Source organism: Mycobacterium sp. OAS707, from assembly GCF_014873705.1.
Taxonomy (GTDB): Bacteria; Actinomycetota; Actinomycetes; order Mycobacteriales; family Mycobacteriaceae; genus Mycobacterium.
The window spans coordinates 719,096-743,847 of the sequence record NZ_JADBDS010000001.1 but is presented as its reverse complement, the minus strand read 5'-3'; the positions used below and the strand labels follow the sequence as shown (position 1 = coordinate 743,847).

The 24,752-nt window shown below is 66.7% G+C and carries 25 protein-coding genes; 17 read left to right on the top strand and 8 right to left on the bottom strand.

The genetic code is table 11. The features are described from left to right. The first annotated feature begins 6 nt into the window (after positions 1–6). Positions 7–1,170 carry a flavodoxin-dependent (E)-4-hydroxy-3-methylbut-2-enyl-diphosphate synthase gene (ispG, locus tag GGC64_RS03635; RefSeq protein ID WP_192721076.1) on the top strand — a complete coding sequence of 388 codons (1,164 nt, stop codon included), beginning with the start codon at positions 7–9 and terminating at the stop codon, positions 1,168–1,170. Positions 1,171–1,224: 54 nt separating this feature from the next. Further along, positions 1,225–2,079, top strand: a complete 855-nt coding sequence (locus GGC64_RS03630; RefSeq protein ID WP_192721075.1) for a GNAT family N-acetyltransferase — start codon at positions 1,225–1,227, stop codon at positions 2,077–2,079. Positions 2,080–2,492: 413 nt separating this feature from the next. Here GGC64_RS03630 and GGC64_RS03625 read toward each other — a convergent pair whose 3' ends face one another. Next, positions 2,493–2,744 carry a hypothetical protein gene (locus GGC64_RS03625; RefSeq protein ID WP_192721074.1) on the bottom strand — a complete coding sequence of 84 codons (252 nt, stop codon included), beginning with the start codon at positions 2,742–2,744 and terminating at the stop codon, positions 2,493–2,495. A 136-nt stretch (positions 2,745–2,880) separates the two neighbouring features. Here GGC64_RS03625 and GGC64_RS03620 point away from each other — a divergent pair, with 136 nt between their 5' ends. The 5 genes from GGC64_RS03620 to GGC64_RS03600 all read left to right on the top strand — a co-directional run bounded on the left by GGC64_RS03620 (position 2,881) and on the right by GGC64_RS03600 (position 7,678). Beyond that, positions 2,881–4,023 (top strand): family 16 glycosylhydrolase, encoded by a 1,143-nt coding sequence (locus GGC64_RS03620; RefSeq protein WP_192721073.1) that lies wholly within the window; start codon positions 2,881–2,883, stop codon positions 4,021–4,023. Positions 4,024–4,079: 56 nt separating this feature from the next. Then, positions 4,080–4,739 (top strand): GNAT family N-acetyltransferase, encoded by a 660-nt coding sequence (locus tag GGC64_RS03615; protein ID WP_192721072.1) that lies wholly within the window; start codon positions 4,080–4,082, stop codon positions 4,737–4,739. A 63-nt stretch (positions 4,740–4,802) separates the two neighbouring features. Beyond that, the gene (locus GGC64_RS03610; protein ID WP_192721071.1) at positions 4,803–6,617 is read left to right on the top strand and encodes a penicillin-binding transpeptidase domain-containing protein; all 1,815 of its coding nucleotides are present in this window, start codon (positions 4,803–4,805) and stop codon (positions 6,615–6,617) included. 6 nt (positions 6,618–6,623) lie between these two features. Continuing rightward, positions 6,624–6,998, top strand: coding sequence for a PH domain-containing protein (locus GGC64_RS03605; RefSeq protein ID WP_192721070.1), 375 nt, complete (start codon positions 6,624–6,626; stop codon positions 6,996–6,998). Between the two features lie 98 nt (positions 6,999–7,096). Next, the gene (locus GGC64_RS03600; RefSeq protein ID WP_192721069.1) at positions 7,097–7,678 is read left to right on the top strand and encodes a DUF1707 domain-containing protein; all 582 of its coding nucleotides are present in this window, start codon (positions 7,097–7,099) and stop codon (positions 7,676–7,678) included. Here GGC64_RS03600 and GGC64_RS03595 read toward each other — a convergent pair. Together GGC64_RS03595 and GGC64_RS03590 are read right to left on the bottom strand one after the other, a co-directional pair. Next, positions 7,671–8,834, bottom strand: coding sequence for a sulfotransferase (locus tag GGC64_RS03595; RefSeq protein WP_192721068.1), 1,164 nt, complete (start codon positions 8,832–8,834; stop codon positions 7,671–7,673). The genes GGC64_RS03600 and GGC64_RS03595 overlap by 8 nt on opposite strands. Next, positions 8,831–9,907: a DUF1214 domain-containing protein gene (locus GGC64_RS03590; protein WP_192721067.1), complete on the bottom strand. Its 1,077-nt coding sequence runs from the start codon at positions 9,905–9,907 to the stop codon at positions 8,831–8,833. The genes GGC64_RS03595 and GGC64_RS03590 overlap by 4 nt, the downstream gene beginning before the upstream one ends. Before the next feature lie 19 nt (positions 9,908–9,926). On the opposite strand from GGC64_RS03590, the gene GGC64_RS03585 reads away from it, so the two are divergent. After that, positions 9,927–10,529, top strand: a complete 603-nt coding sequence (locus GGC64_RS03585; protein WP_192721066.1) for a TetR family transcriptional regulator — start codon at positions 9,927–9,929, stop codon at positions 10,527–10,529. Here the strand turns inward: GGC64_RS03585 and GGC64_RS03580 are convergent, their stop codons facing one another. Continuing rightward, positions 10,530–10,976, bottom strand: a complete 447-nt coding sequence (locus GGC64_RS03580) for a nuclear transport factor 2 family protein (protein ID WP_192721065.1) — start codon at positions 10,974–10,976, stop codon at positions 10,530–10,532. 106 nt (positions 10,977–11,082) lie between these two features. Between GGC64_RS03580 and map the strand changes: the two genes are divergently transcribed. Together map and GGC64_RS03570 are read left to right on the top strand one after the other, a co-directional pair. Then, positions 11,083–11,940 (top strand): type I methionyl aminopeptidase, encoded by an 858-nt coding sequence (gene map, locus GGC64_RS03575; protein ID WP_192721064.1) that lies wholly within the window; start codon positions 11,083–11,085, stop codon positions 11,938–11,940. Further along, on the top strand, positions 11,937–13,406 hold the full coding sequence (locus GGC64_RS03570; RefSeq protein WP_192721063.1) for a cobyric acid synthase: 1,470 nt from the start codon (positions 11,937–11,939) through the stop codon (positions 13,404–13,406). Before map ends, GGC64_RS03570 begins: the two co-directional genes overlap by 4 nt. Here the strand turns inward: GGC64_RS03570 and GGC64_RS03565 are convergent. Next, the gene (locus GGC64_RS03565) at positions 13,387–14,421 is read right to left on the bottom strand and encodes a LacI family DNA-binding transcriptional regulator (protein WP_192721062.1); all 1,035 of its coding nucleotides are present in this window, start codon (positions 14,419–14,421) and stop codon (positions 13,387–13,389) included. The genes GGC64_RS03570 and GGC64_RS03565 overlap by 20 nt on opposite strands. 150 nt (positions 14,422–14,571) lie before the next feature. Between GGC64_RS03565 and GGC64_RS03560 the strand changes: the two genes are divergently transcribed. Genes GGC64_RS03560 through GGC64_RS03545 form a run of 4 tightly spaced genes read left to right on the top strand, consistent with a single transcriptional unit; the run spans position 14,572 to position 18,495 of the window. Further along, complete coding sequence (locus GGC64_RS03560) at positions 14,572–15,591, top strand: class I mannose-6-phosphate isomerase (RefSeq protein WP_192721061.1); 1,020 nt, start codon at positions 14,572–14,574, stop codon at positions 15,589–15,591. Continuing rightward, entirely contained in the window at positions 15,588–16,349 is a 762-nt protein-coding gene (locus tag GGC64_RS03555) for an ATP-binding cassette domain-containing protein (protein WP_192721060.1), read from the top strand. Before GGC64_RS03560 ends, GGC64_RS03555 begins: the two co-directional genes overlap by 4 nt. Then, the gene (locus GGC64_RS03550; protein ID WP_192721059.1) at positions 16,346–17,419 is read left to right on the top strand and encodes an ABC transporter permease; all 1,074 of its coding nucleotides are present in this window, start codon (positions 16,346–16,348) and stop codon (positions 17,417–17,419) included. Before GGC64_RS03555 ends, GGC64_RS03550 begins: the two co-directional genes overlap by 4 nt. A 20-nt stretch (positions 17,420–17,439) precedes the next feature. After that, a complete protein-coding gene (locus tag GGC64_RS03545) occupies positions 17,440–18,495 on the top strand; it encodes an ABC transporter substrate-binding protein (protein ID WP_370581968.1) in 1,056 nt (351 codons plus the stop codon). Here GGC64_RS03545 and GGC64_RS03540 read toward each other — a convergent pair. Beyond that, positions 18,477–19,130, bottom strand: a complete 654-nt coding sequence (locus GGC64_RS03540; protein ID WP_192721057.1) for an HAD-IA family hydrolase — start codon at positions 19,128–19,130, stop codon at positions 18,477–18,479. The genes GGC64_RS03545 and GGC64_RS03540 overlap by 19 nt on opposite strands. Positions 19,131–19,154: 24 nt before the next feature. Here GGC64_RS03540 and GGC64_RS03535 point away from each other — a divergent pair, with 24 nt between their 5' ends. The 3 genes from GGC64_RS03535 to GGC64_RS03525 all read left to right on the top strand — a co-directional run bounded on the left by GGC64_RS03535 (position 19,155) and on the right by GGC64_RS03525 (position 21,184). After that, the gene (locus GGC64_RS03535) at positions 19,155–19,883 is read left to right on the top strand and encodes an SDR family oxidoreductase (protein ID WP_192721056.1); all 729 of its coding nucleotides are present in this window, start codon (positions 19,155–19,157) and stop codon (positions 19,881–19,883) included. An 18-nt stretch (positions 19,884–19,901) separates the two neighbouring features. Beyond that, positions 19,902–20,558 (top strand): hypothetical protein, encoded by a 657-nt coding sequence (locus tag GGC64_RS03530; protein WP_192721055.1) that lies wholly within the window; start codon positions 19,902–19,904, stop codon positions 20,556–20,558. A 62-nt stretch (positions 20,559–20,620) separates the two neighbouring features. After that, on the top strand, positions 20,621–21,184 hold the full coding sequence (locus tag GGC64_RS03525) for an alpha/beta fold hydrolase (RefSeq protein WP_192721054.1): 564 nt from the start codon (positions 20,621–20,623) through the stop codon (positions 21,182–21,184). 4 nt (positions 21,185–21,188) lie between these two features. Here the strand turns inward: GGC64_RS03525 and ngg are convergent, their stop codons facing one another. Continuing rightward, positions 21,189–22,949, bottom strand: a complete 1,761-nt coding sequence (gene ngg, locus GGC64_RS03520; RefSeq protein WP_192721053.1) for an N-acetylglutaminylglutamine synthetase — start codon at positions 22,947–22,949, stop codon at positions 21,189–21,191. Further along, positions 22,946–24,745 carry an N-acetylglutaminylglutamine amidotransferase gene (locus tag GGC64_RS03515; RefSeq protein WP_192721052.1) on the bottom strand — a complete coding sequence of 600 codons (1,800 nt, stop codon included), beginning with the start codon at positions 24,743–24,745 and terminating at the stop codon, positions 22,946–22,948. Before GGC64_RS03515 ends, ngg begins: the two co-directional genes overlap by 4 nt. Positions 24,746–24,752: the final 7 nt, after the last annotated feature.

Below are 24,752 nucleotides of genomic sequence, written 5' to 3'. Positions count from 1 at the left end.
GACACAATGACTGGCCAGACAATCGGGCTGGGCATGCCGGCTCCGCCTGTTCCCACTCTCGCGCCGCGTCGCAAGACCCGCCAGCTGATGGTCGGCAACGTCGGCGTCGGCAGCGACCATCCGATCGCGGTGCAGTCCATGTGCACCACCAAGACTCATGACATCAACTCCACGCTTCAGCAGATCGCCGAGCTGACCGCGTCCGGTTGCGACATCGTCCGGGTGGCCTGCCCGCGGCAGGAGGACGCCGACGCCCTGTCGGAGATCGCCAAGCACAGCCAGATCCCGGTGATCGCCGACATCCACTTCCAGCCGAAGTACATCTTCGCCGCGATCGACGCGGGCTGCGCAGCCGTGCGCGTGAACCCCGGCAACATCAAGGAATTCGACGGCCGGGTCGGCGAGGTGGCCAAGGCCGCGGGCGCCGCGGGCATCCCAATCCGCATCGGGGTCAACGCCGGCAGCCTCGACAAGCGGTTCATGGAGAAGTACGGCAAGGCGACGCCCGAGGCGCTCGTCGAATCCGCGCTGTGGGAGGCGTCGCTGTTCGAGGAGCACGGCTTCGGCGACATCAAGATCAGCGTCAAGCACAACGACCCGGTCGTCATGGTCGCCGCCTACGAACAGTTGGCCGCACAGTGTGACTACCCGCTGCACCTCGGCGTGACCGAGGCAGGCCCTGCGTTCCAGGGCACCATCAAGTCCGCCGTCGCATTCGGCGCACTGCTTAGCAAGGGCATCGGCGACACGATCCGGGTGTCGCTGTCGGCGCCGCCGATCGAAGAGGTCAAGGTCGGCAACCAGATCCTGGAGTCGCTGAACCTGCGGCCACGCGGACTCGAGATCGTGTCGTGCCCATCGTGCGGGCGCGCGCAGGTCGACGTCTACACACTGGCCAATGCGGTCACCGCCGGACTCGATGGGCTCGACTTCCCGCTACGCGTTGCCGTGATGGGTTGCGTTGTCAACGGTCCCGGGGAGGCACGTGAGGCGGACCTCGGTGTCGCATCCGGCAACGGCAAGGGTCAGATCTTCGTAAAGGGCGAGGTCATCAAGACCGTGCCCGAGGCGCAGATTGTCGAGACGTTGATCGAAGAGGCGCTGCGAATCGCAGAAGAGCGGGGCGACGAGGCATCTGCCAGCGGTTCGCCGATTGTCACCGTAAGCTGAGCATGACCCCGTGAGCGGGGTCACCGCCCCCGGGACCGGTTGAAAAGAGTCTCCATGTCGGCTCCGCCGCTATTCCGCCTCGTCGATGAGCGACGGGTGTCGGTGGTGCGTGACGCCGCGGCGGTGCGCCAAGTCCTCGACGAGGATCCCGTGGGTAGCTGCATGGTGGCCTCGCGGGTTGCCGAGCACGGCGTCGAACCCTCGGCGATCGGCGGCGAGCTATGGACGCGGCGGCGGGTCAGCGAATCGCTGTGCTACGCGGGAGCAAACCTGATCCCGCTGCGCGGCGACCTCACCGATCTGAATGCGTTCGCGGACAAGGCGATGAGCACCGCGCGGCGCTGCTCGTCGCTGGTGGGTCGCGCAGAACACGTGATGCCGATGTGGCGCCGACTCGAGCACGCCTGGGGTCCGGCCCGCGATGTCCGCGAGCACCAGCCGCTGATGGCGCTCGACGGGGCACCGCAATCGGCGATGGATCCCGCGGTGCGCCCGGTGCGTGTCGACGAACTCGACGCCTATCTGGTGGCTGCCATCGACATGTTCATCGGCGAGGTCGGCATCGACCCGCGACTCGGCGATGGCGGCCGCGGCTACCGGCGCCGGGTCGCAGGCCTGATCGCCGCGGGCCGGGCGTGGGCCCGCTTCGAGCGCGGCAAGGTGGTGTTCAAGGCCGAGGTCGGATCGCAGTCGCCGTCGGTCGGACAGATTCAAGGCGTCTGGGTGCACCCGGATTGGCGCGGGCACGGTCTCGGCACGGCAGGCACTGCGACACTCGCATCGGCGGTGGTGCGCAGCGGCCGCATCGCGAGCCTGTATGTCAACGACTTCAACACCGTCGCCCGCGCGACCTATGCGCGCATCGGTTTCAAACAGGTCGGCAGCTTCTCGACAGTGTTGCTGGACTGATTGCCTCGGCAAGTACTGCAGGGCCGCGCAACGCGGGCCGGTGATCAACCGGCGAAATGTGCGCCAGCTGTTGACAATTCACAGATCTCCCGCTTATCTCCGCTGCGCATGGCGTGAGAGCTGGGCCAATCTGTCTCGAAACTGTGAAATGACCGATACGTCAATCACGACCGTGGTTACATCGAGCAAGCGAGGCAAGTAGGGGGCGTCGTGAATGCCGCATCTTTCGTCGGTCGGGTTGGTGGATTAGCTGTCGCACTGGGAATCGGTGCTGCGGGCGCAGGGGGAGCGGCCGTCGCCTGGGCAGATGGCGCGGCAACAACGGACACGAAGGATACGACCGCATCGGCGTCGACGGACTCGACGGCATCCACTGCAGGTGCTGCCGGCCCCAGCGCTTCGGGTGCCGATGATCAGACGGCGCCCGCGGGCGATACCGCGAAGGACACCACCACCACACCGCCGGGTCCGCCAACCGGAACACGCAAGAAAACCACCAAGACGTCCGGTGAATCCGCGGTCACCCAATCGACGACGAACAAGAAATCGCGGCGGTCATCCGCGGCGGCCGTCTCCGATCCCGGCCCGTCTGTCCCGACCTCTCTCAGCGCCAACACGGTGACTGCCCGAACGCCTGAGCCGTCGGCCAATACAACGGTGACCACACAATCCACGGGCGAATCGGCAGGCGCGACAACGCAAACAATGTCGTCATCGTCGGGACTCCAACGAATCGCAGCACCGACAACGCAGACCGAGTCGCTAACCGTTGTCCCTAAGACGGCCCCCGCAACGAACCCGTTGACGACCCTCGTCACGAGTCTGTTGTCGGTGTTCGGTCACAACCCGTCGGCGACCAGCGGTACGCCGGCGGCCCCGATCGACTTGATGGGCATGGTCTGGGGTTTCTTCGACGCAGTTCGCCGCCAATTCGACGGATCCGCGCAAGCCGCGACCGTGCAGCCGGCAGCGATGCTCACCACGAGCCAACGCGCCGCGGCGACGGCCAATCGGGCCCCGACGATCACGTTCAACCCGTCGGAGAACGTCGTAGGCACCGACGGCAAGATTCGCGGTGTCGTGCATGGCTTCGACCCCGACGGTGATGCGTTGAAGTACTCCGTCGGGGCGCGGGCCAACGGCGGCTCGGTCGTCATCGACAAGACGGGCAAGTTCGTCTACACGCCCCCGTCCGGCTGGGGCAACATGGGTAGCACGGACGTGTTCAAGGTCACCGTCAAGGAAACCTACCTCGGCAAGTCGGCAACCACCTGGGTCACCGTCGACAAGTCCACCACCGCCGCGGCGAAATTCGGTTGGGGCTCAACGCCGACGATGACCAATTTCATTGACTCGTCACATCTTTCGGGTTGGTCCATCTACGACGGCCCGATGGACGGGGGCCAATGGCGTCGCACCCCGAATGCGCTGACGTTCAGCAGCCACACCTTGGTGATCACCGGTGACGCACAAGGCAATACGGGCGGCTTGGCGTACTGGCCCGGCGGCACCGGCCAGCAGTACGGCATGTGGGAGGTACGGGCCAAAGCGCCTGCAGGCGCGGCCAATTACAACCCGGTGCTGTTGACGTGGCCCGACGCGGAGAATTGGCCCCAGGGCGGCGAGATCGATTTCATGGAGATCCAGAACGACCCGAACCGGACCTATACCAGTACGGCCCTTCACTATTCGGCGCAAAACCTTTGGGAAACAAGCTCAGTGCAGGTTGACGCCACCCAGTGGCACAACTACGCCGTCAAATGGACGCCGACCGAGATCACGGCCTATGTCGACGGAGTGCCGTACTTCACGTCGACCGACACCAGCCACTTCCCGCCGGGGCCGATGCATTTGGCCATGCAGCTCGACGTCGGCGGGTCCGACATCGCCGCAGGCGGCAAGTTCAAGATTGCGTGGGCCCGGCAATACGCCTACACGCCGTGACCCCCGGTTTTCCAAGTCCCACTTGGGTCACGCGTGCCGCTGGCTAGTCTGGCGTCATGGCGGAGTCGGACAACAAGGTCGAGCGCAGGGAGATCGCCCGCGCGATGGTACGGGCGCTTGAATGCAGACATGAGCTGCTCGACGCGGTCGTCGAGTCAGAGGACTACGACGCCGCGATCGAGGCGATCGCCACGCTGGTCGGCACGTCGCTGGTCGCTGCCGAAGCTGTCCTGCGTTTGTCATTCGATCGGCTCACCAGGGTTTCGCGCGACAGGATCGCGGCCGAACTCGATGACCTGAACAGCCAGCTCAGCTTCATGTCGGAGCAGCCGGCGCGCCATGGCCACAACCTGGTGCTGCGGCCGTTCGCTGCGGACAAGGATCGCGACATCTTCGCCGCGCGGACCGACGACGTGCGCGCGGCAGGCGACGGCTCGGGAGCGCCCGCAGGTGACCTCGATGACGAGATCCGCGCAGCCATCAGTCGAGTCGACGCCGAAGAGGCGGCGTGGCTGGTGGCCGTCGACGGTTCGGACAAGGTCGGCATGGTGTTCGGCGAATTGGCGGGCGGCGAAGTCAATGTCCGGATCTGGATTCACCCCGCGTTCCGGAAGCTCGGCTACGGCACGGCTGCGCTCCGCAAGTCACGCTCGGAAATGGCCGCCTACTTCCCGGCGGTCCCGTTGGTCGTCCGCGCTCCTGCCGCAGGGGCTTAGTTCGGCGCTGCACTCGGTGCGCCTACCTGAGATTCAGGTCTCGACTTCGTAACATCTGCCTCAATGGCAACTTGGCTCTCAACTGCAACACGCACGGCCAGCCTGTTGATGGCCGTGGCATTGGCGGGGTCGCTCAACGCGTGCACCCCGAAACCGAACGGTCCCGAACCGATCGCCGAAAAGTTCTTCGCCGCCCTGGCGACTGGTGACACCGCGGCCGCGTCCGAGCTGAGCGACAAGCCGGCCGACGCCCGGGCCGCGCTGAACGAAGCATGGGCCGGGCTGCAGGCGCAGCGGCTCGACGCGCAGATCCTCGGGTCCAAGTACGCCGACGACACCGGCAGCATCACCTACCGCTACACCTGGCACCTGCCGAAGAACCGGACGTGGAGCTATGACGGCCAGCTCAACATGGTCCGCGAGGAAGGCAAGTGGGAGGTCCGGTGGAGCACCACGGGGTTGCACCCGCGGCTCGGCGAACACCAGACCTTCGCGCTGCGCGCCGACCCGCCCCGGCGGGCGTCGGTCAACGAGCGGGGCGGCAGCGACGTGTTGGTGCCCGGCAACCTGTATCACTTCGCGTTGGACGCGAAATCAGCTGGCGCAGCACTGATGTCGACGGCCAGGGCAGTGGTTGACGCGCTGCGGCCGTTCGACAACTCGTTGGATCCGCAGCGGCTTGCCGAGCAGGCCAGTTCATCGAAGACCCCGCTGGACCTGATCACGTTGCGTCAGTCCGACCACGACAGGGTGGCAGGGGCGATCGGGGCGCTGCCCGGTGTCGTGGTGACGCCGCAGGCCGAGTTGCTGCCCACTGACGACTCGTTCGCGCCCGACATCATCAATCAGGTCAAGACCGCGGTACTCGACGATCTCGACGGCCAGGCCGGGTGGCGCGTGGTCACCGTCAACCAGAACGGTGCCGACGTCGACGTGCTCAACGAAGTCGCGGGTGCGCCTGCGCCGTCGGTGACCATCAGCCTGGATCGGGCAGTGCAGAACGCCGCGCAGAACGCCGTCAACACCACCGGCAAGAAGGCGATGATCGTCGTGATCAAGCCGTCGACGGGCGAGATCCTGGCCGTCGCCCAGAACGGCAGCGCCGATACCGAGGGACCGCTGGCGACGACGGGGCTCTACCCGCCGGGGTCGACGTTCAAGATCATCACCGCGGGTGCGGCGATCGACCGCGACATGGCTACGCCCAACACGCTGCTGGGCTGTCCCGGCACGCTGGACATCGGGCACCGCACGGTCCCCAACTACGGCGGCTTCGATCTCGGCACGGTCCCGATGTCGCGGGCATTCGCGAGTTCGTGCAACACCACGTTCGCCGAGCTTGCGAGCAGGATGCCGCCGCGCGGGCTGACCATGGCCGCGGCGCAGTACGGCATCGGACCCGACTATCAGATCGAGGGCATCAGCACGGTTTCCGGTTCGGTGCCGCCGACGGTGAACCTCGCCGAGCGCACCGAGGACGGCTTCGGGCAGGGCAAGGTGTTGGTCAGCCCCTTCGGGATGGCGCTGGCCGCCGCGACCGTCGCTGCCGGGAAAACGCCTGTGCCGCAATTGATCGAGGGTCGGCAGACGGTCATCACCGGGGACCGCACCCCGATCACATCGAAGATGCTCGACGGGCTGCGGCCGATGATGCGGCTGGTGGTCACCAACGGCACCGCCAAGGATCTCGATGGTTCCGGCGACGTCCGCGGCAAGACCGGTGAGGCCGAATTCGAAGGCGGTTCGCACTCGTGGTTCGCCGGCTACCGTGGCGACATGGCGTTCGCCGCGCTGATCGTCGGCGGCGGATCGTCGGAGTACGCGGTGCGGATGCTCAAAGGCATGTTCGCCCAGCTGCCGCCGGACTATCTGGCGTGACCGAACATGATTGACTTCCAGAACGGTGCGGTCTTCAGGCTCAGCCCGTGTAACCCGCAGGAGATACAAGCGCAGTTGGCGCCGCTTCTGGTCGACGGAGAGGGCGTGTACCTGAGCTTCAAGGGCGTCCGCGATTTCGTTGCTTTCACGAACAAGCGCTTGATCGCAGTCAACGTGCAGGGGCTGACCGGAAAGAAGCGGGACTACTCGTCGTTGCCCTACAACAAGATTCAGGCCTGGAGTGTCGAGACGGCAGGCACCTTCGACCTCGACGCCGAACTGGAGTTGTGGTTCTCCGGGCTGGGGAAAGTCCATCTCGACTTCAAGGGTCGCGTCGATATCCAGACCATCGGCAAGCTGATTGGTCAGCACGTTCTCTAAGGCCGATGCGGTCGGTCGTGCACGACACTGCATATTCCACGGGTGCGACGGAGAAGGTCTTGAGCCCGGGCTGACGGGCGGTACCGTTGGTGGCGGCTATGACGGATATCAACGGTGAGTACGCGATGCGCATCTCCGATGCGGACCGTAACGGCACGCTGCGGCGGTTGCACAACGCGGTTGCCCTCGGCTTGATCGACATCGACGAGTTCGAGGAGCGTTCGGCGTTGGTGTCGCAGGCGCGGCTGCGGACCGACCTGGATTCGCTTGTCGGCGATCTGCCAGGACCCGGCGCGATCGTCACCACCGCCACCGACCGGGTGGAACTGCGTGGCGTGCTCGGCTCGCTCAAGCGCCAGGGGGAGTGGATCGTGCCGACCCGGCTGGCCCTGCACCGGCGGATGGGCTCCGTCGACCTGGATCTGACTCGGGCCCGGTTCGCGGGCCCGATGGTCGTCGTCGAACTCGACCTGAAATTCGGCGGCCTCGACCTGCGGTTGCCCGACGGCGCCAGCGCCTCGATCGACGACGTCGAGGTCATCGTCGGCAGCGCACACGATCACCGCAAGGACGCGCCCGCCGAGGGCAGGCCGCATGTCATCCTCACCGGCAAGGTGGTCTGCGGGTCGGTCGACATCCGCGGCCCCCGCCGCTCGTTTCGGTTCGGCCGGTCTACTTGAGCGGCTCGTCAGGCACTGAATAGCGCTCCTGGTACGCCCTGACCTCCTCGCGCACCAGCCCCGCATCCAGCCCGGTGTCGGCCCACGAATATCGGCCGCCACCACCGTCACCCGGATGGGCGGCCAGAAACGCGCGCATGTTCTGCTCGGCGACCGGCTCGAGCTCACGGCCGAGTTCGCCGTACAGCGCCCGGATCGTCGCGAATGGGTCGCGGACGAAGTCGGCGAACTGCACGTCGACTACCCGCTGCGCCAACGAATCCCGCAGCTTCATGCCGCGCTCGAGACCGACGACGATCTCCTCTCGCGACTGCGCGGCACATTCGGTGATCGAGCTTTCGTCCGACGCCAGGTGCCGAAGGTGGTGGGTGAGCGCGCTGATCGACGAGATGACGTTGAGCGGATCGCGGTGCGTCTGGACGATCAGCGCGTCCGGGTACTCGGCCACCAGCGCATCGAGCTGCCACAGGTGCGCGGGCGACTTCAGCAGCCACTGTCCCGGCACGCCAGACTGCAAGTGCTGCAAGAACATTCGATGATAGGCGTAGGCCGGGTGATGATCGGCCTCGTAGAGCAGCCACCGGTAGTAGCTGGGCAGGCGGTATTGCACCGAGAAGATCATGCTGCAGAACTGGCCTGCGGTGATGCGGACACACTCCTGACCGACCAGCGCACCCATCGGATGCCACGTCAGCAAACCGGGAACAATCTGTTCGGACATCTCGATACTGGCCTGTGTCTGGGCGATTCGCGGGTCGGTCGCATAGGTATCGGGTTGGGGCAGCGGGAACGGATTGTCGACCTCCCACGTCAGCGGCGGGCGTAGCGCGGGATCCTGGGCGAGCAGGTCGAACAGGATCGTCGTCCCGGTCCGCGGTTGACCGACGATGAAGATCGGCCGGGTGATGGGCTGGGCAGCGACGTCGGGATTCTCGTTGCGCCACTTGATGATCTGCAGACGGCTCGTCATTGCGCGGACGATGTCGAGAACCGCGATCTCGACGCCGATGTCGTTCAACCGGGCCTCTGAGACGAACCCCTCGCACAGCCGACTCAGCCCGTCGCGCCAGGCGTCGTCGGTGCCGAAGTCATCGCTGCCGACAAGCTCGCACGCCTGCTCGACGAGGCGGTCGGATCGAAAGCGCTCGGCGGTCACGCTGTCACGACCGTGGTGCGCACCGCGAACGGTTCCGGGTTGTCGAGCCAGCGCAGCACGACGAAGCCGCGGCGCCGACCCCCGGTATCCAGCCAGTGTCCTCGCCCGAAATCGTTGGCGCCGATCGCGATTCGCGTACTGCCGTCCGCGTCCGGCTGTAGACCTTTGTTGGTGACTGAGCTGTGCCGATGCCGCGGCTCCAGACATTCGTGCCAGATGCTTTCGAGCGTGATGTTCCAGTACCGCGTCTGGGGCGGGCGGAACTCCAGCACCAGCGACTCGTCGGGCTCCAATGCGAATGTGCCGATCATGTACAGGTTGTCGGGTGTGGTGTCGGCGCTGCCCAATTCGGCGGCCTCCGCGGTCAGTAGCTCGTTGGGCCGCGTCATCAACTCGGGTTTCACGGTGCGGTGCAGCGTCGCGAGCTTGACGATCGTCCATGCCATCGCGGTGAACTGCTCGGCCGCGTCGGCGTCGGTGACGGGTTGCAGCGGTGCGGCGTCGATACAGTCGATGTGCATGGTTGCGGGTTCCTCGGTGGCGGCGTCGCCGATGTACTCGCGCACGACGATCGACGAGGCGTCGGCCGGGATGGGTACCCACTGCGCGTCGGCTAGATCGGCAGGCTCGGTCGCGGCGAACACGAGCGTGAACGATCCGGAGTCGAGCTTGAGGTCGGTGTCGCTGAGATAGGCGGCCATCCGTCGCGGCGTCAGGCCCGTGCCCGCGAGCACCTGGAACCCGAGATAGGCGGTGCTGCCGCGGGTTCCGGTGACTCGGTACGTGCGGTCGCCGCGGATCATCGCCAGCAGGTATCTGCCGTCGGGGTTGGGTCCGCCGACCATCCGGGTTGGCGAGCACATGTCGAAGAAGTGCGGGCGCTCGGCGTCGGCCTGTACCGACAGTTCTGAGCACAGGCCGGTCACCTTGGCGATGACACGCAGCCCGTCCAGTAGTTCGCGTTCGTCCACCGCATCGTCGCTGACCATCTGGGTGACATCGGCCAGCATCTGCTGCACGAAGCGCCACGCCTCGAGTGTTTTCGGCGCCCAATCGTTGCCAATCTTCTCCATGGTGAGACATAGTCTCACCATGGACGTCGTCTCACGGCAGAATCCGCGCGAAAGCCTGACCGCGCGCAAGCAGAAGGCAACCCGCGCCAGGATCGCCGCCGCGGCGGCTCAGTCCGTCTCCGAAAACGGCCTGGCAGGGGCCACCATCGAGCAGATCGCGCACGCAGCGGAGATCGGCCGCGCGACCTTCTTCCGGTACTTCAGCTCCAAAGAGGACGCAGTCGCCGAAGGGCTGACGACGCATTGGCTGGACTTGATCACCGCCGCGATCGCACAGCAGCCGGCCGAACTGTCGGCCACGGAAGCCGTCGTCGCGGCATTCGAGGATCTGGGCGACGGCTTCGACGCGATCAGCGGCCAGGTCCGCGAGCTCGCGGCGTTGACGCGGTCGTCGCCCGTGCTGTCCGCGTGGACTCTGCAGATCTACCTTCGGTACGAGGCGGCCATCGCGGACCTGGTTGCCCCGCGGCTTGGCGACGCCGTGCCCGACGATCCGCGGCCGCGACTACTCGGCGCGCTGGCAATGGCGTCGATCCGGATCGCACTCGACGACTGGCTGGCCCACGGCGGCCCGCTGCCATCTCGGGTGCGCGCGGCGATATCGTCCGTGCGCGTCCAGTGATCAGCGCTTGAACAGCGCAGAACCGAGACGCACCAGCCGGTCCCAACCGGCAGGGCGGGCGACCAACTTGCCGATCAACGGCGTCGAGTCGAAGTATGAAACCCGTTCGGCGATCAGGCCGTTGGTGAAGGTGAAACGGTCGACGACGTCCCACGCGATCGGCTTGCCGCCATAGGTTCCACTCAACGTGAACTCGATGAACACCTCGTGCTTGCCGTGGCCGACCCGATGCACGTCGGCGTGTAGATCGGGCACGAGCGCGAACAACCGCTGAAACGATTCCCGGCACGCCTGCTTGCCGCGCAGGGTGCCCATCATCGGCTGGATGAGCACGATGTCATCGCTCCACAGCGCCTCATGCTTGGCCAGGTCGGGTGTGCGCCAGGTGTCGGCGAATCGTGCGGCGAATGCCGTCGCGAACTTCTCGTCGACCGCGTCGATGGTCATGGCACCCGAATCTAGTGACGCGGTGCTTGGCCGAAGGCGAAGTTGTCCTGATCTCTGGGGTCGCCGTCCGTTTTTGCCACTCACTGGGTCCAGCTACTCTGGCGTCATGCCTGTTCGCACTGCACTTCGCCCCGGCGTCGTCTCGCCGACACTGCCGGTGCCCCGCTCGATCGCGCCTCCCGAGTACGCGTGGCAGCCGACGGTCAAGGAGGGCAGCGAACCCTGGGTGCAGACGCCCGAGGTGATCGAGAAGATGCGCGTCGCCGGACGTATCGCGGCGGGCGCGCTTGCCGAGGCGGGTAAGGCCGTCGCTCCCGGTGTCACGACCGACGAGCTGGACCGCATCGCCCACGAGTACATGGTCGACCACGGCGCATACCCCTCGACGCTCGGCTACAAGGGCTACCCGAAGTCCTGCTGCACGTCGCTGAACGAGATCATCTGCCACGGCATCCCGGACTCGACGGTGATCGAGGACGGCGACATCGTCAACATCGACGTCACCGCATATCTCGACGGTGTGCACGGCGACACCAACGCCACGTTCCTGGCGGGTAATGTGTCCGAGGAGCACCGCCTGCTCGTCGAGCGCACCCACGAGGCGACGATGCGCGCGATCAAGGCCGTCAAACCCGGCAGGCAGCTCTCAGTCGTCGGTCGGGTCATCGAGTCGTATGCAAACCGGTTCGGCTACAACGTGGTTCGCGATTTCACCGGGCACGGCATCGGCACCACCTTCCACAACGGGCTCGTGGTGCTGCACTATGACCAGCCTGCGGTCGAGACCGTGTTGGAGCCGGGGATGACGTTCACCATCGAGCCGATGATCAACCTCGGCGCGCTGGACTACGAGATCTGGGACGACGGCTGGACCGTCGCCACGATCGACAAGAAGTGGACCGCGCAGTTCGAGCACACGCTGGTTGTCACCGACGACGGCGCGGAGATCCTGACCCAGTTGTGAGCGGCGCGCTGCTGGTCGCGGGCACCACTTCCGACGCCGGGAAGTCCATGGTCGTGGCGGGACTGTGCCGGCTGTTGGCGCGCAAGGGTATTCGGGTGGCGCCGTTCAAGGCGCAGAACATGTCCAACAATTCGGCGGTCACCGTCGAAGGCGGGGAGATCGGCCGCGCGCAGGCCATGCAGGCCCGCGCCGCAGGACTTGCGCCCAGCGTGCGGTTCAATCCCATCCTGCTCAAGCCGGGCAGCGACCGTACGTCACAGCTGGTGCTACGCGGTCATGTCGTCGACACCGTCAGCGCAGCAGACTACTTCACCCATCGTGACCGCCTCGCCGCGCTCGTGTCCGACGAATTGCATTCGCTACGAAGTGAATTCGAAGCAGTCATCTGCGAAGGCGCCGGCTCGCCGGCCGAAATCAACCTGCGGGCAACCGATTTAGCTAACATGGGGCTGGCCCGCGCAGCGGAGCTGCCCGTCATTCTGGTCGGCGACATCGACCGCGGGGGGCTACTGGCGCACCTGCACGGCACGGTCGCCGTTCTCGAGCCCGACGACCAGCGACTCATCTCCGGCTTCGTAGTCAACAAGTTTCGCGGCGACGCCGCGCTGCTCCAGCCCGGACTCGATCAACTGAGACAGCTGACCGGCAGGCCGACATACGGCGTCATCCCGTTTGCCGACGGGCTGTGGCTGGACACCGAAGATTCGCTTTCGGTGCACGGCTCGCTCGGTGTTCCTCAGCCACCGCGAGGGACGGCCTGGCTGCGGGTGGCAGCGATCCGGCTGCCGCGCATCTCCAATTCCACCGACGTCGAGGCGCTGGCCTGCGAGCCCGGCGTGCTGGTGCGGTGGGTGACCGATCCCGCCGACGTCGCCGACGCCGACGTCGTGGTGCTTCCGGGCAGCAAGGCGACCGTCTCCGACCTGGGGTGGCTGCGCGACCGCGGTCTCGCCGACGGCATCGCCGCCCACGCCGCGGCTGGCAAGCCGGTGCTCGGGATCTGCGGCGGCTTCCAGATGTTGTGCAAGCGCATCGACGACCCCGTGGAATCCAAGGCAGGACAGGTCGAGGGTCTTGGCCTGCTCGACGCCGACATCGCCTTCGCGCCGGACAAGACCCTGCGGCACTGGCAAGCCCCGCTGCACGGCTACGAGATCCACCACGGCCAACTCGAACGTCACACCGAGGACGACTGGCTCGGTGTCGGGATCCGGCGCGGTCACGTCTACGGCACCCACTGGCATGGGTTGTTCGACAACGACGACGTGCGTCGCCAATGGCTGACAGAGCTCGGAAAGCGGGGATTCGTCGTCGCCGACGACGTCGACGTCGGCGCGCGCCGCGAAGCTCAGCTCGATCTGATGGCCGATCTGCTGACGGCCCACCTCGACATCGACGCGGTCCTGGCGCTGCTGGAAGGCGCTGCGCCGCAACGCCCGACCATCATCACGACGCTGCGGGGCTGACGACGTCGCCGTGGCCGGCGCTGACTTTCTCGCCTGGTGCCGCGCAGGACGCCCGCGTCACCAGTGAAACCGGCAGCACGGTCCGTCGGCGCAGCCGCCGGGTCGGGTGGTCCAGCCGCGTGAACAGCCGGTCGGCGGCGAAGCGGCCCATCTCGTCACCGTCCTGATGGATGACCGTGACGGCAGGTTTGAGCGCGGCCGCGGTCGGGAAGTCGCCGAAGCCCACCAACCCAATGTCCTTGCGGCGCAACGCTTGCAACGCCGTCACCATCGCGATCGTGACGCGTGCGTTCGAAGAGAACACCGCGCTCGGCGGGTCCGGTGTCGCCAGCATGCGACGCAGCACCGCCGTCAGCGTGGCGGCATCGATCGCGCCGACATGCGCCAGATCGCTGCGCTGCGGCAGCCCCGCCTCATCCAGTGCGTTCTGCAGACCCTTCAGCCGCAACAAGCCGGTGAACGTGTCGTCTCCCATGAACGCGATGCTGCGGTGTCCGTGCGAGATCAGGTGCCGCGCCGCGTCATACCCGCCACCGACGTCGTCCTGCAGGACCGTATCTGCGCTCACCCCAACGGGTTCACGGTCGACGAACACCAGCGGTGTGCGTTTTTGCCACGGTCGCAGATACGACATGTCCTTGCCGACCGGGCAGATGATCATGCCAGCCACCTGACGCTTCAGCACGGCTTCAATGGACTGTTGCTCGTGTGACGGTTCCCAGCCGACGGCGGTCACGATGACAGCGACGCCCCTTCTGCTGGCCTCGCGCTCGACCGCGCCGATGATGCTTGCGAAGAATGGGTCGGCCACTCCGGGCACCGCAACGCCGATCGCGGCGTCCCGGCCGGTGCGGAACGTCACCGCAAGCATGTTCGGCACGTACTGCAGTTCATCGATCGCGCGGTCGACGCGTTCCCTGACGTCCGCGGAGACGTAGCGGTCGTTGTTGACCACGCGCGAGACCGTCTTGGCGCTCACCCCCGCCCGGTCGGCAACGTCGCGCATGGTCGCCATCGAGCATCCTTTCGCGGGTCGGTCAGCGGCCAGTATGTCACCGATGTCATATCGGCGGAGCGAGATTCTCTGACACCGGTGACATAGACCCGTTTGTGGCGTACTGTCCGGCGTGACTCAGGTAACACCGAGGAGAAGACCACGACGACCGTGAAGCCTCAGCTCCTGCCTCCCAACGTGGTGCGGCACTGGTATGCGGGCGGGCCTGCGCTGGCTGCCTGGCGCGGGCTGCCACCAGTCGGTGACCGTTCGCCCGAAGAGTGGATAGGCGCGACGGTGGCCCGCTTCGGTGAGCCAGAACTCGGGCCGGCGCACCTGGCCGACGGCACGCTACTGCGAGACGCGGTCAATGCCGACCCGCTCGGCTGGCTCGGCCGTGACGACGCTGACCCAGGTGACACCGGCGTGCTCGTCAAGCTCTTGGATGCCGGCCAACGCCTGCCGGTACACGTGCATCCCACCCGGACCTACGCCTCCCAACACCTCGGCTGTGTCTACGGCAAGACCGAGGCGTGGTACGTGCTGGAAGCCGACGAAGACGCCGCGGTGTGGGTCGGCTGGCGCGAGCAGGTCGGTCACGACCGGCTCTCGATGCTGGTGGAAACGCAGGACGCCGAGGCGATGCTGGCGCTCATGAACCGGATTCGGGTGCGACCGGGCGACAGCGTGCTGGTGCCGGGCGGAGCGCCGCACGCCATCGGGGCAGGCATCCTGCTCGTGGAGGCACAGGAACCCACCGATCAGTCAATTCTGTTGGAGCGCACCAACACCGCCGCTTCCGATGACGAAGTCTTTCTCGGCCTCGCCCGCGACGTGGCGCTTTCGGTGGTCGAGACCACCGGCCGCGTCGATGTCGCCGCGCTGACGCGCCACACCGGCGCCGGCGCCGACGGCCTCGTCGACGTGCTGCCCGAGGAGGCGCAGCCCTTCTTCCTGATGAACTTGCTGACGCCCGGTGCCGACGTGCCGTGCGGGTTCGCGGTCGCCGTGGTGGTGTCGGGCGCCGGTGCGCTGAGGGCAACGAACAGCGACCCCGTCGACGTCGAACGCGGCCAGACGCTCGTCGTGCCAGCGGCTTCGGGGGATTGGCACGTCGACGGCGACGCACGGCTACTCGTCTGCAGGCCGGGTACCACCTGGCCGCCGAACACGAAGGAAGACGCAGCATGACCTTGCTGGAGGCGCGCGCCGTCTCGCGGAGTTTCGGTCACGTCCGCGCGCTCGACCGCGCCGACTTCGACATCAACCCCGGCGAGGTCGTCGGGCTGATCGGCGACAACGGCGCAGGCAAATCGACGCTCATCAAGGCGTTGTCGGGCAGCCTCGAGTTGGACGAGGGCGAGATCTACTTCGACGGCAAGCCGGTGCGACTGTCCTCTCCGCGGCAGGCGAATGATCTCGGCATCGAGGTGGTGTATCAGGACCTGGCCCTCGCACCGCATCTCGACCCCGTCCAGAACGTCTTCCTGGGCAGGGAGATCTCGCGCAAAGGCGTTCTCGGCAGGCTCGGCTTCATGGACGAAAAGGAGATGCGCCGCCAAGCCGCCGCGTCGTTCAAGGCGCTCGGAGCCACGGTGCGTTCGCTCAATTCGCCGGTCGGTTCGATGTCCGGCGGGCAACGCCAGGGCATCGCGATTGCAAGGGCCATCGCGTGGGCGGACAAGGTCGTCATCCTCGACGAGCCGACCGCCGCGCTCGGTGTCGTCCAGACGAAGAACGTCCTCGAGTCGGTGAAACGGGTGCGCGACAAGGGGATCGCGGTGGTGTTCATCAGCCACTCGATGCCACATGTGCTTCAGGTGTGCGATCGCATCCAGGTGCTGCGGCTGGGCAGGCGTGTCGCCACCTTTCCCGGCCGCACCACGACAGTCGAGACGCTCGTCGGCGCCATGACCGGTGCGCTCGACACGAAGGAAGGCGCGGCGTGAGCGCGGTGGCCGATCAGCAGGCCGTCGTCGCAGACGAGCAGAACGGGTTCGACGGCACCCAGTCGCTGTTGAAACGCGTTGTGGGGCTGCAGGCGTTCTGGATCCTCGGCGTGCTGATCGTCATCTGCGTCTTCTTCGCCATCATCGCCGGTGACCGTTTCCTGTCCGCGGGTAACTTCTCGCTCATCTCGCAGAACGTCGCTGTCTGGGCGGTGCTCGGGGTCGGGATGACGTTCGTCATCATCACCTCGGGCATCGACCTTTCAGTCGGTTCCGTGCTGGTGTTCTCGTCCGTGGTCGCAGCCAAGGTGATGGAAGCGATGGGCGGCAGTGGAATTGGTGTCGCGGCGGCCGGGATCGCCGCTGCGATTCTGTCGGGTACGGCATGGGGCGTCGTCAACGGCGTGCTTGTCGCGATGGCCAAGGTGCCCGCGTTGATCGTCACGCTCGGGACGCTGTCGGTTGCGCTCGGCCTCGCGCAGGTCCTCACCGGCGGCATCGACATCCGTTCGGTGCCAAGCGAACTGACCGACTTCAGCGCCTACACAAAGGTGTTGGGCATCCCGGGCCTGCCGTTCGTCGCGCTGGTGGTGATCATCGCCGGCGCGGTGCTGTTACACAAAACGAGATTCGGTCGCTACACGTATGCCATCGGGAGCAACGAGGAGGCCGCGCGCCGGACCGGCATCAAGGTGACGCGCCACCTGGTCGCCGTTTATGCCCTGGCGGGAACTCTCGCCGGACTCGGCGCGCTGCTGTCGCTCGCGCAGTACGGCACCACCACGATCGCCGGTCAGTCGTTGACCAATCTCAATGTCATTGCGGCCGTGGTCATCGGCGGCACTTCGATTTTCGGCGGCTTCGGCACGATCTTCGGCACGGTCGTCGGCCTTTTCATCCCCGCCGTGCTGCAATCCGGTTTCGTGATCATCGGTGTCCAACCGTTCTGGCAGGGCGTTGCGGTGGGGTCGGTGCTGATCGCGGCCGTCTATGTCGACCAGACGCGCCGCGCCGCCGCGATGCGCAGCGCGAAATCGCGAGGGCTCTTCAAACGCAAACGATCCAACTGATCCAAATGAAAGGAAAACCAGTGAACCGCAAGGGCGTAACGTCAGTTGCCGGTGCTCTCGGGGCGGTAGTGCTCACCATGTCGATGACGAGCTGCACATCCTCCAAGCCGCAGTCGGGCGGCTCGGGTGAAACCTCGAACGGCGCGACGGGCACGACTTCTGCGGCCGCAGCCACCACCGTCACCGCGCCTGCGAAGGCCAGCAAGAACTACAAGATCCAGCTCCTGCAGGGTGTGGTCGGCGATCAGTTCTACATCACCATGCAATGCGGCGCGCAGGAGGCGGAAAAGCTCGGCGTCACGCTCAACACCCAGGGCCCGCAGAAGTTCGATCCGACGCTGCAGAAGCCGATCCTCGACTCCATCGTCGCGGGCAAGCCGGACGCGCTGCTCGTCGCGCCGACCGATGTCCAGGCGATGCAGCAGCCGCTGCAGCAGGCCGCCGCCGCCGGAATCAAAGTCGTACTCGTCGACACCACGACCAAGGACCCGTCCTATGCGGTCTCGTCGATCGCCAGCGACAACGAAGGCGGCGGCAAGGCGGCATTCGACGCGATCAAGCAACTGCATCCCGAGGGCGGCAAGGTCATGGTCATGAACGTCGATCCCGGTATCTCGACCACCGACGCGCGGGCGAAGGGCTTCGAGGACGCGGTCAAGGCCGACGGCAAATTCACCTACGTCGGCGTGCAGTACAGCCACGACGACCCGGCGACGGCAGCACAACTCATCGGTGCGCAGCTGCAGAAGGACCCCGACCTCATCGGGGTGTTCGCGACGAACATCTTCTCTGCCGAGGGCTCGGCGACCGGCGTCAAGCAGGCAGGCAAGAGCGGTCAGGTGAAGATCGTCGGTTTCGACGCAGGCCCGAACCAGATCCAGGCGCTGCGGGACGGCACCGTGCAGGCGCTCGTCGCGCAGGAGCCCGGAATCATCGGCAAATACGGTGTCGACGAGGCGGTCTCCGCTTTGGACGGCGGCCAGAACACCAAGAAGGTGCAGACCGGCTTCACCATCATCACGCAGCAGAACCTCAACGGTGACGGCGGCGCGGCGGCTTACAAGTCCAGCTGCTGATCCACCCGCAGGCACCGTCCGTCGAAGCGGACACCACGCAGGTCGGCGATCGCCACGGTCACATTCTCGGCGGCCGCTGCGGTGCCGACGCCGACGATGGTTTCGACGCCGGCGGCGCGCGCCGCTGCGATGCCGGCGGGGGCGTCCTCGAACACCGCACAGCGTTCGGGCGGTAGGCCCAGGCGCTCGGCGGCGAGCAGATAGGGATCGGGGAAGGGTTTACCGCGTTCGACGTCTTCGCCCGTGACCAGCACGTGGGCGGGCGCCAGACCGGCCGACGCCATGCGTGCGGTGGCGATGGCCCGACCGCCGGAGGTGACCACGGCCCAGCGCCCCGCCGGAATCGACGCGAGCAGTTCGCGTGCGCCCGGTATCGGTACTACGTCGGCGGCGTTGTCCACCTCCAGCTGAATCAGCTCAGCGGTGGCCGCTTCGACATCGCTTGGGGCGCTTACCAATTCGGCGACGACGTCGCGTATTCGCCTGCCGTGTTCGATATCGCGATGAAAGTCGAAGCCCGGCGCCCAGCGTCGCGCCCACTGGTTCCATGCGACCGCCGCCGCGTTGTGCGAGTCGACGAGGACGCCGTCGCAGTCGAGTAACAGCCCGTCGACTCGCAGCGCGTTCCCGGTCACGAGCAAGCAGGGTATGACATTGGTATGGCTGATTTCACGGGTCGCGGGGTTCTGGTGACGGGCGCGAGCGGTGGGATCGGAGCCGCGACCGTGCGCAGGCTGGTCGATCGGGGTGCGATGGTCTATGCCGGCGGACGCAACGTCGAGCAGCTGACAAAGCTGTGTGACGAGACGGGCGCCCGGCCTCTTCCGTTCGATCTGACTTCGGAAGACGAGATCCGATCCGCGGTCGCGGGCCTCGAACTGTGGGGCGTGGTGAACTGTGGCGGCTTCGGCGGGGAGATCGCGACGCCGCAAGACACCGACATCGCGGTATTCGACAAGGTGATCAGTATCAACGCCAGGGGAAGCCTGTTGGTCATCAAGCACGTGACGCCCGGCATGATCGAGCGCGGTGTTGGCGGGTCGATCGTGAATGTGTCCAGCCAAGCGAGCCTGGTCGCGTTGCCGGGCCACATCTCCTACGGTTCGTCCAAGGCGGCGCTGGACAACATCACCCGCGTGGCCGCACTGGAACTCGGCAGACACAACATTCGGGTCAACAGCGTCAACCCGACGGTGGTCATGACGGACATGTCGGCCTCGTACTGGGGACGGCCGGACGTCGGTGCCCGGTTCCTGGAGCAGATGCCCCTCGGTCGGTGGGCCACCGAAGACGAGGTCGCCGCTCCCATCTGCTTCCTGCTCAGCGACGACGCGTCGATGGTCACCGGGGCCTGCCTGCCCGTCGACGGCGGCTATTCCTGTCGCTAGCGTCGGTAGCCTGATTTCATGATGCGACGAACAGTGCTGGCGCTGCTCGTCACGCTGGCCACCGGCTGCGGACACGTGGTGTCGGGCACGCCGACGTGGCCCGGAGCCACGCTGGAACGAGTGGTGCTGACCGCGGCGGACTTCCCGCCTGGCGTGCAATACGACCGCATCACCAGGTCGCCCGGTCAGTCCGACGGCGCCGGTGGTCCACCCGCCATGCTGTCCGACCCCGAAGGCTGCTCGGACGGGCTGACTCGCGCCATCGCAGACACGGCCGAGCGGGGTCCTGGCGCCGCGGCCGAGTACGTGGCGGCCTACGACGGCGCCCGGATGGTGGTGACGGTGTTGACCTCGCGGTTGGACCTCGACCGGTTGGCCGCGACCGCCGAGCGCTGTTCGCGGTTCCAGACGTTCTTCGACCCGTCGACACCCGGCATCCCGATGACGACCACCCGGCTCAAGACCTCGCGCGCGGACGCGCTCGTGTACGAGCAGACGATGCGGCTGGGCAACCAGAGCAACAGCGCCTATTTCTCGTTCGAGAACGTCGGGCGGATGGCCGTCTTCGGGGTTGTGTTCGCGACACCGAACCCCTCGATCACCGTCAAAGCCACGCTGCCACAGACGTTTCTGGACATCGCGGCAAAGCAGGCCGAGCGTGCCGAAGCCGTCTGATGCACGGGTTGAGACCGGGAAAATCCGCCCGCCGACGCGGTCGGTCACTGTAGCGTGACCGAATGCCTCCCACCATGGTGACCGTCGACGGGATTCCCGTGCCTGTCGACGTCGCAGGGCCCGACAAGGGGTCGGTAGTGGTGGTGCTCGGCGCAGCGCATCACGCACCCTCGGCCTACGAGGCGATATGCCAGCGACTGCACACCGCCTCGCTGCGGACCGTCGTGATCGGCCCCGATCCGCGGCTGACTGCCAAATCCGTGGTCGGCATCCTCGACTCGCTCGATGTGCGCTGGGCGCTGCTGGTCGGCGACCGCATCGGCGGCGAACTGGCGTGGGAGCTGGCCGCCACCCGACTGGACCGGTTCATCGGGCTGGTGGTGATCGACCGCGGCCATCCGCGGGTCGCCGACCTCACCGGCGTGATCCGCGACGAGCACTGCCCGCCCGTCGAAATGAACACGACCGCCCTGGTCAGCACTCCTGCGGCGCGAGCCGTCGCCAAGGCCAGCCAGCGCTACGTGTACGGCGACTTCCGGCTGGTCGATCTGCTCGGCAGGCGCAATGCCCAGGAGTCGACCGCACAGTTGGCCGCCGAGATCGTGATGCGCACCAGCACCTGGTAGCGGGTTACTGCGGCGGTTGATCCGGCGTCCACGCCTGCGGCAGGCCGGGGTTCTGGGGGAACAGGAAGTCGACGAACGCCTGTGCGGTCGGCTGCGGCTCGTGGTTGGCAAGGCCTGGCCGCTCGTTGGCCTCGATGAACACGTAGTCGGCTCCGGTGACGTCGGGAACCAGCAGGTCGATGCCGGTCACGGGGATGCCGATCGCCTCGGCGGCAGTCACCGCGACCGCGCACAATTCCGGGTTCACCTCGGCGGTGACGTCGTGAATGGTGCCGCCCTGATGCAGATTCGCGGTCCGGCGAACACGCAGGCGCACGCCTTCGGGCAGCACATCGGAAAACGACCAACCGGCTTCGGCCACCGTCGCTTCGGTGACCTCGTCGATGGGGATGCGGGATTCGCCGCCGGTGGCCGCCGCCCGGCGCCTACTCTGCGCCTCGATCAGCTCGCGGACCGTGTGATGCCCGGTGCCGATCACTTCCGCCGGGCGCCGCAGCGCCGCTGCCACCACCTTGTGGTCGATCACCACCAGCCGAAGATCGTCGCCGGGTGCCCGCTGCTCGATGAGCACGTCCGGGTGCTGTTCGCGGGCCCTGGCCAGGGCGGCGTCGAGTTCGTCGCGGCCGTCGATGCCGACCGTGATGCCCTTGCCCTGCTCGCCTCGGGTCGGCTTGACCACGACGTCGCCGACCTCGTCGAGGAATGCGTAGTCTTCGTCGTCGAAGGTGGCCAATCGGCCCTTCGGCACGGCGATTCCGGCCTCGGCGACCAGGCGCCGGGTCAGTCGCTTGTCGTCGCACCGGGCCATCGCAACCGCGGAGGTGAACTCCGACAACGACTCTCGCGTGACGACGCTGCGCCCGCCGTGGCTCAGCCGCATCTCGCCGGCCTCGGCGTCGAGCACCTCCACCCAGATACCGCGTCGCATGGCTTCGTCGGCGATGATGCGGGCGTACGGGTTGAGGTCGTCGACGGTCTCCGGTGGGTGAGTGAACAGCGGTTCGTTGATCGCGTTCTTACGCTTGACCGCCATCACCGGGACACGCGTGAATCCCAGCTTCTCGTACAACGCGATCGCTGCCGCATTGTCATGCGCCACAGACAAATCCATGTATGCCCGGTCGCGGTCACGGTATATCGCCGCGAGTGCGCGGGTCAGGGCGGCGCCGACGCCGGGCAGGCTCGACGTGGGGTCGACGGCCAGTGTCCACAAGCTCGAGCCGTTCTCCGGATCGGAGAACAGCCGCTGATGGTCGACGCCTGTCACGGTGCCGACGATGGTCCCGTCGTCGTCGCGGACGGCGACGAGATAGTCGACGGGATCGCGATGAAGATGGTTGTCCCAGATGACATCGACAGGTGCGGGCACCATCCCGCATTGCAGGTACACGCGGTTCATCGCGTCGGCGTCCTCGATGCCTTGCAGCGTGCGCACCGAGAAACCGGTTGGCGCGCCATCCGGTTCGTCATCGGAGAACCGCAGCCGATAGGTGTGGCTCGGGTCGATGAACAGTTCGGCGGGTGCGAGCGCGACGAGGACCTGCGGTTCGCGGGCGTACATGCAGATGTCGCGTCTGCCCTGCCCCTCGTGCCGCAGCACCTCGGCAAGCTTGTGGGGATCGGCGAACGTCTGACCGAAAATCAGCCGCCCCCAACCCAATTCGACGACGACATCGTCGGCCATGGCGTCGACCATGTGCTGCGGCGACGCATCGTGCAGGCCGAGGGTGATCGCCTCGGAATGGTCGGGATCCAGCGCCGTCATGCCGCGGCACCGGTGATGCCGTGGCGCTGCAACCACAGTTCCAGCAGCGCGATCTGCCAAAGCTCGTTGCCCCGCAACGGGGTGAGCCTGCCGTTGGGGTCGGCGAGCAGCCGGTCGACGGCCTCCGGCCGAAACAGGCCACGCTCCTTGGCGGCGGGCGCGTAGAGCGCGTCACGGACGAGGTCCAGATAGGGGCCTTCCAGGTGAGTCAGCGCGGGCACGGGGAAATAACCCTTGGGGCGGTCGATGACATCGGCCGGAATCACCTTGCGCGCAGCCTGTTTCAGCACACCCTTGCCGTCGTGTGCGGTCTTCAAATCGGGCGGGCAGGTGGCGGCCAGCTCGACCAGCTCGTGGTCGAGGAACGGGACCCTGCCCTCCAGGCCCCACGCCATGGTCATGTTGTCGACGCGCTTGACCGGGTCGTCCACCAGCATCACCGTGGTGTCGAGACGCAGCGCGCGGTCAACACCGGTCGCGGCGCCGGGGTTGGCGAAGTGCTCGGCGACGAATTGCTCGCTGGGATCACCGTCGACCAGATAGGCCGGTGCGACAAGCGCCTGGTAGCCGGCCGGATCGCGGTCGAAGAACGCCTCGCGATACTTGCGAACGGACCCCTCGACCGAGGTGGCGTCGGCCATCGGGGGATACCAGTGGTAGCCGGCGAACACCTCGTCGGCGCCCTGCCCGGACTGCACGACCTTGACGTGTTTGGCGACCTCCTGGCTGAGCAGGTAGAAGGCGACGCAGTCGTGGCTGACCATCGGTTCGCTCATGGCGCCGATCGCGCCGTCGAGCGCAGGCAGCATGCGATCGGTGCCGATGCGGATCTGATGGTGGTCGGTGCCGAAGCGCTCGGCGATGATGTCGGAGTAGCGGAACTCGTCGCCCTTGACGCCGCCAACGGACTCGAAGCCGATCGAGAACGTGGCAAGCCCGTGCTGGCCGGCCTCGGCGAGCAGGCCGACGATCAGGCTCGAGTCGACGCCGCCCGACAGCAGGCATCCCACGGGCACGTCGGCCACCAGCCTGCGATCGACGGCCACCCGCAACGCCTCGAGAACCGCGTCCTCCCAATCACGTTCGGACCAATCGGCGCGGTCGTCGCACGGCGTGAAGTCCGGTTCCCAGTACGTCGTGGTGGTGCAGCGCCCGTCCGGCTCGATGGCGACCAGCGACGCGGGCGGCACCTTCCGCACGCCACGCAAGATCGTGCGGGGCGCGGGGACCACGGAGTGGAAGGTCATGTAGTGGTGCAGGGCTACCGAGTCGATGCGGGTATCGACATCGCCGCCCGCGAGCAGCGCGGGCAGCGACGACGCGAACCGGATGCGCTTGGCATCCTCGCTGAGATACAGCGGCTTGATGCCGAGACGGTCACGGCCGAGCACCACCCTGCCGCTGTCGCGCTCGACGATCGCGAACGCGAACATGCCGTAGAGGCGGTCGACGAAGCGATCACCCCAGTGGTGGTATGCCTTCAGCAATACCTCGGTGTCGCTGTGCGAGAAGAACCGATAGCCCTGCTCGCTCAGTTCGCGCCGCAACTGCTTGTAGTTGTAGATGCAGCCGTTCCAGCAGACCGCCAAGCCCAGGTCGGAATCGACCATCGGCTGCGCGCCCGCTTCGGACAGGTCAATGATTTTCAGGCGTCGGTGGCCGAGCGCCACTCGGCCCTGAGACCACACTCCGGCGGCGTCGGGACCCCGTGGCGCCATCGCCTCGGCCATAGCCGAAACGGCAGCAACATCGGGTGTCCGACCGTCCAGACGCACCTCGCCAGCGGCTCCGCACACTCAGCCG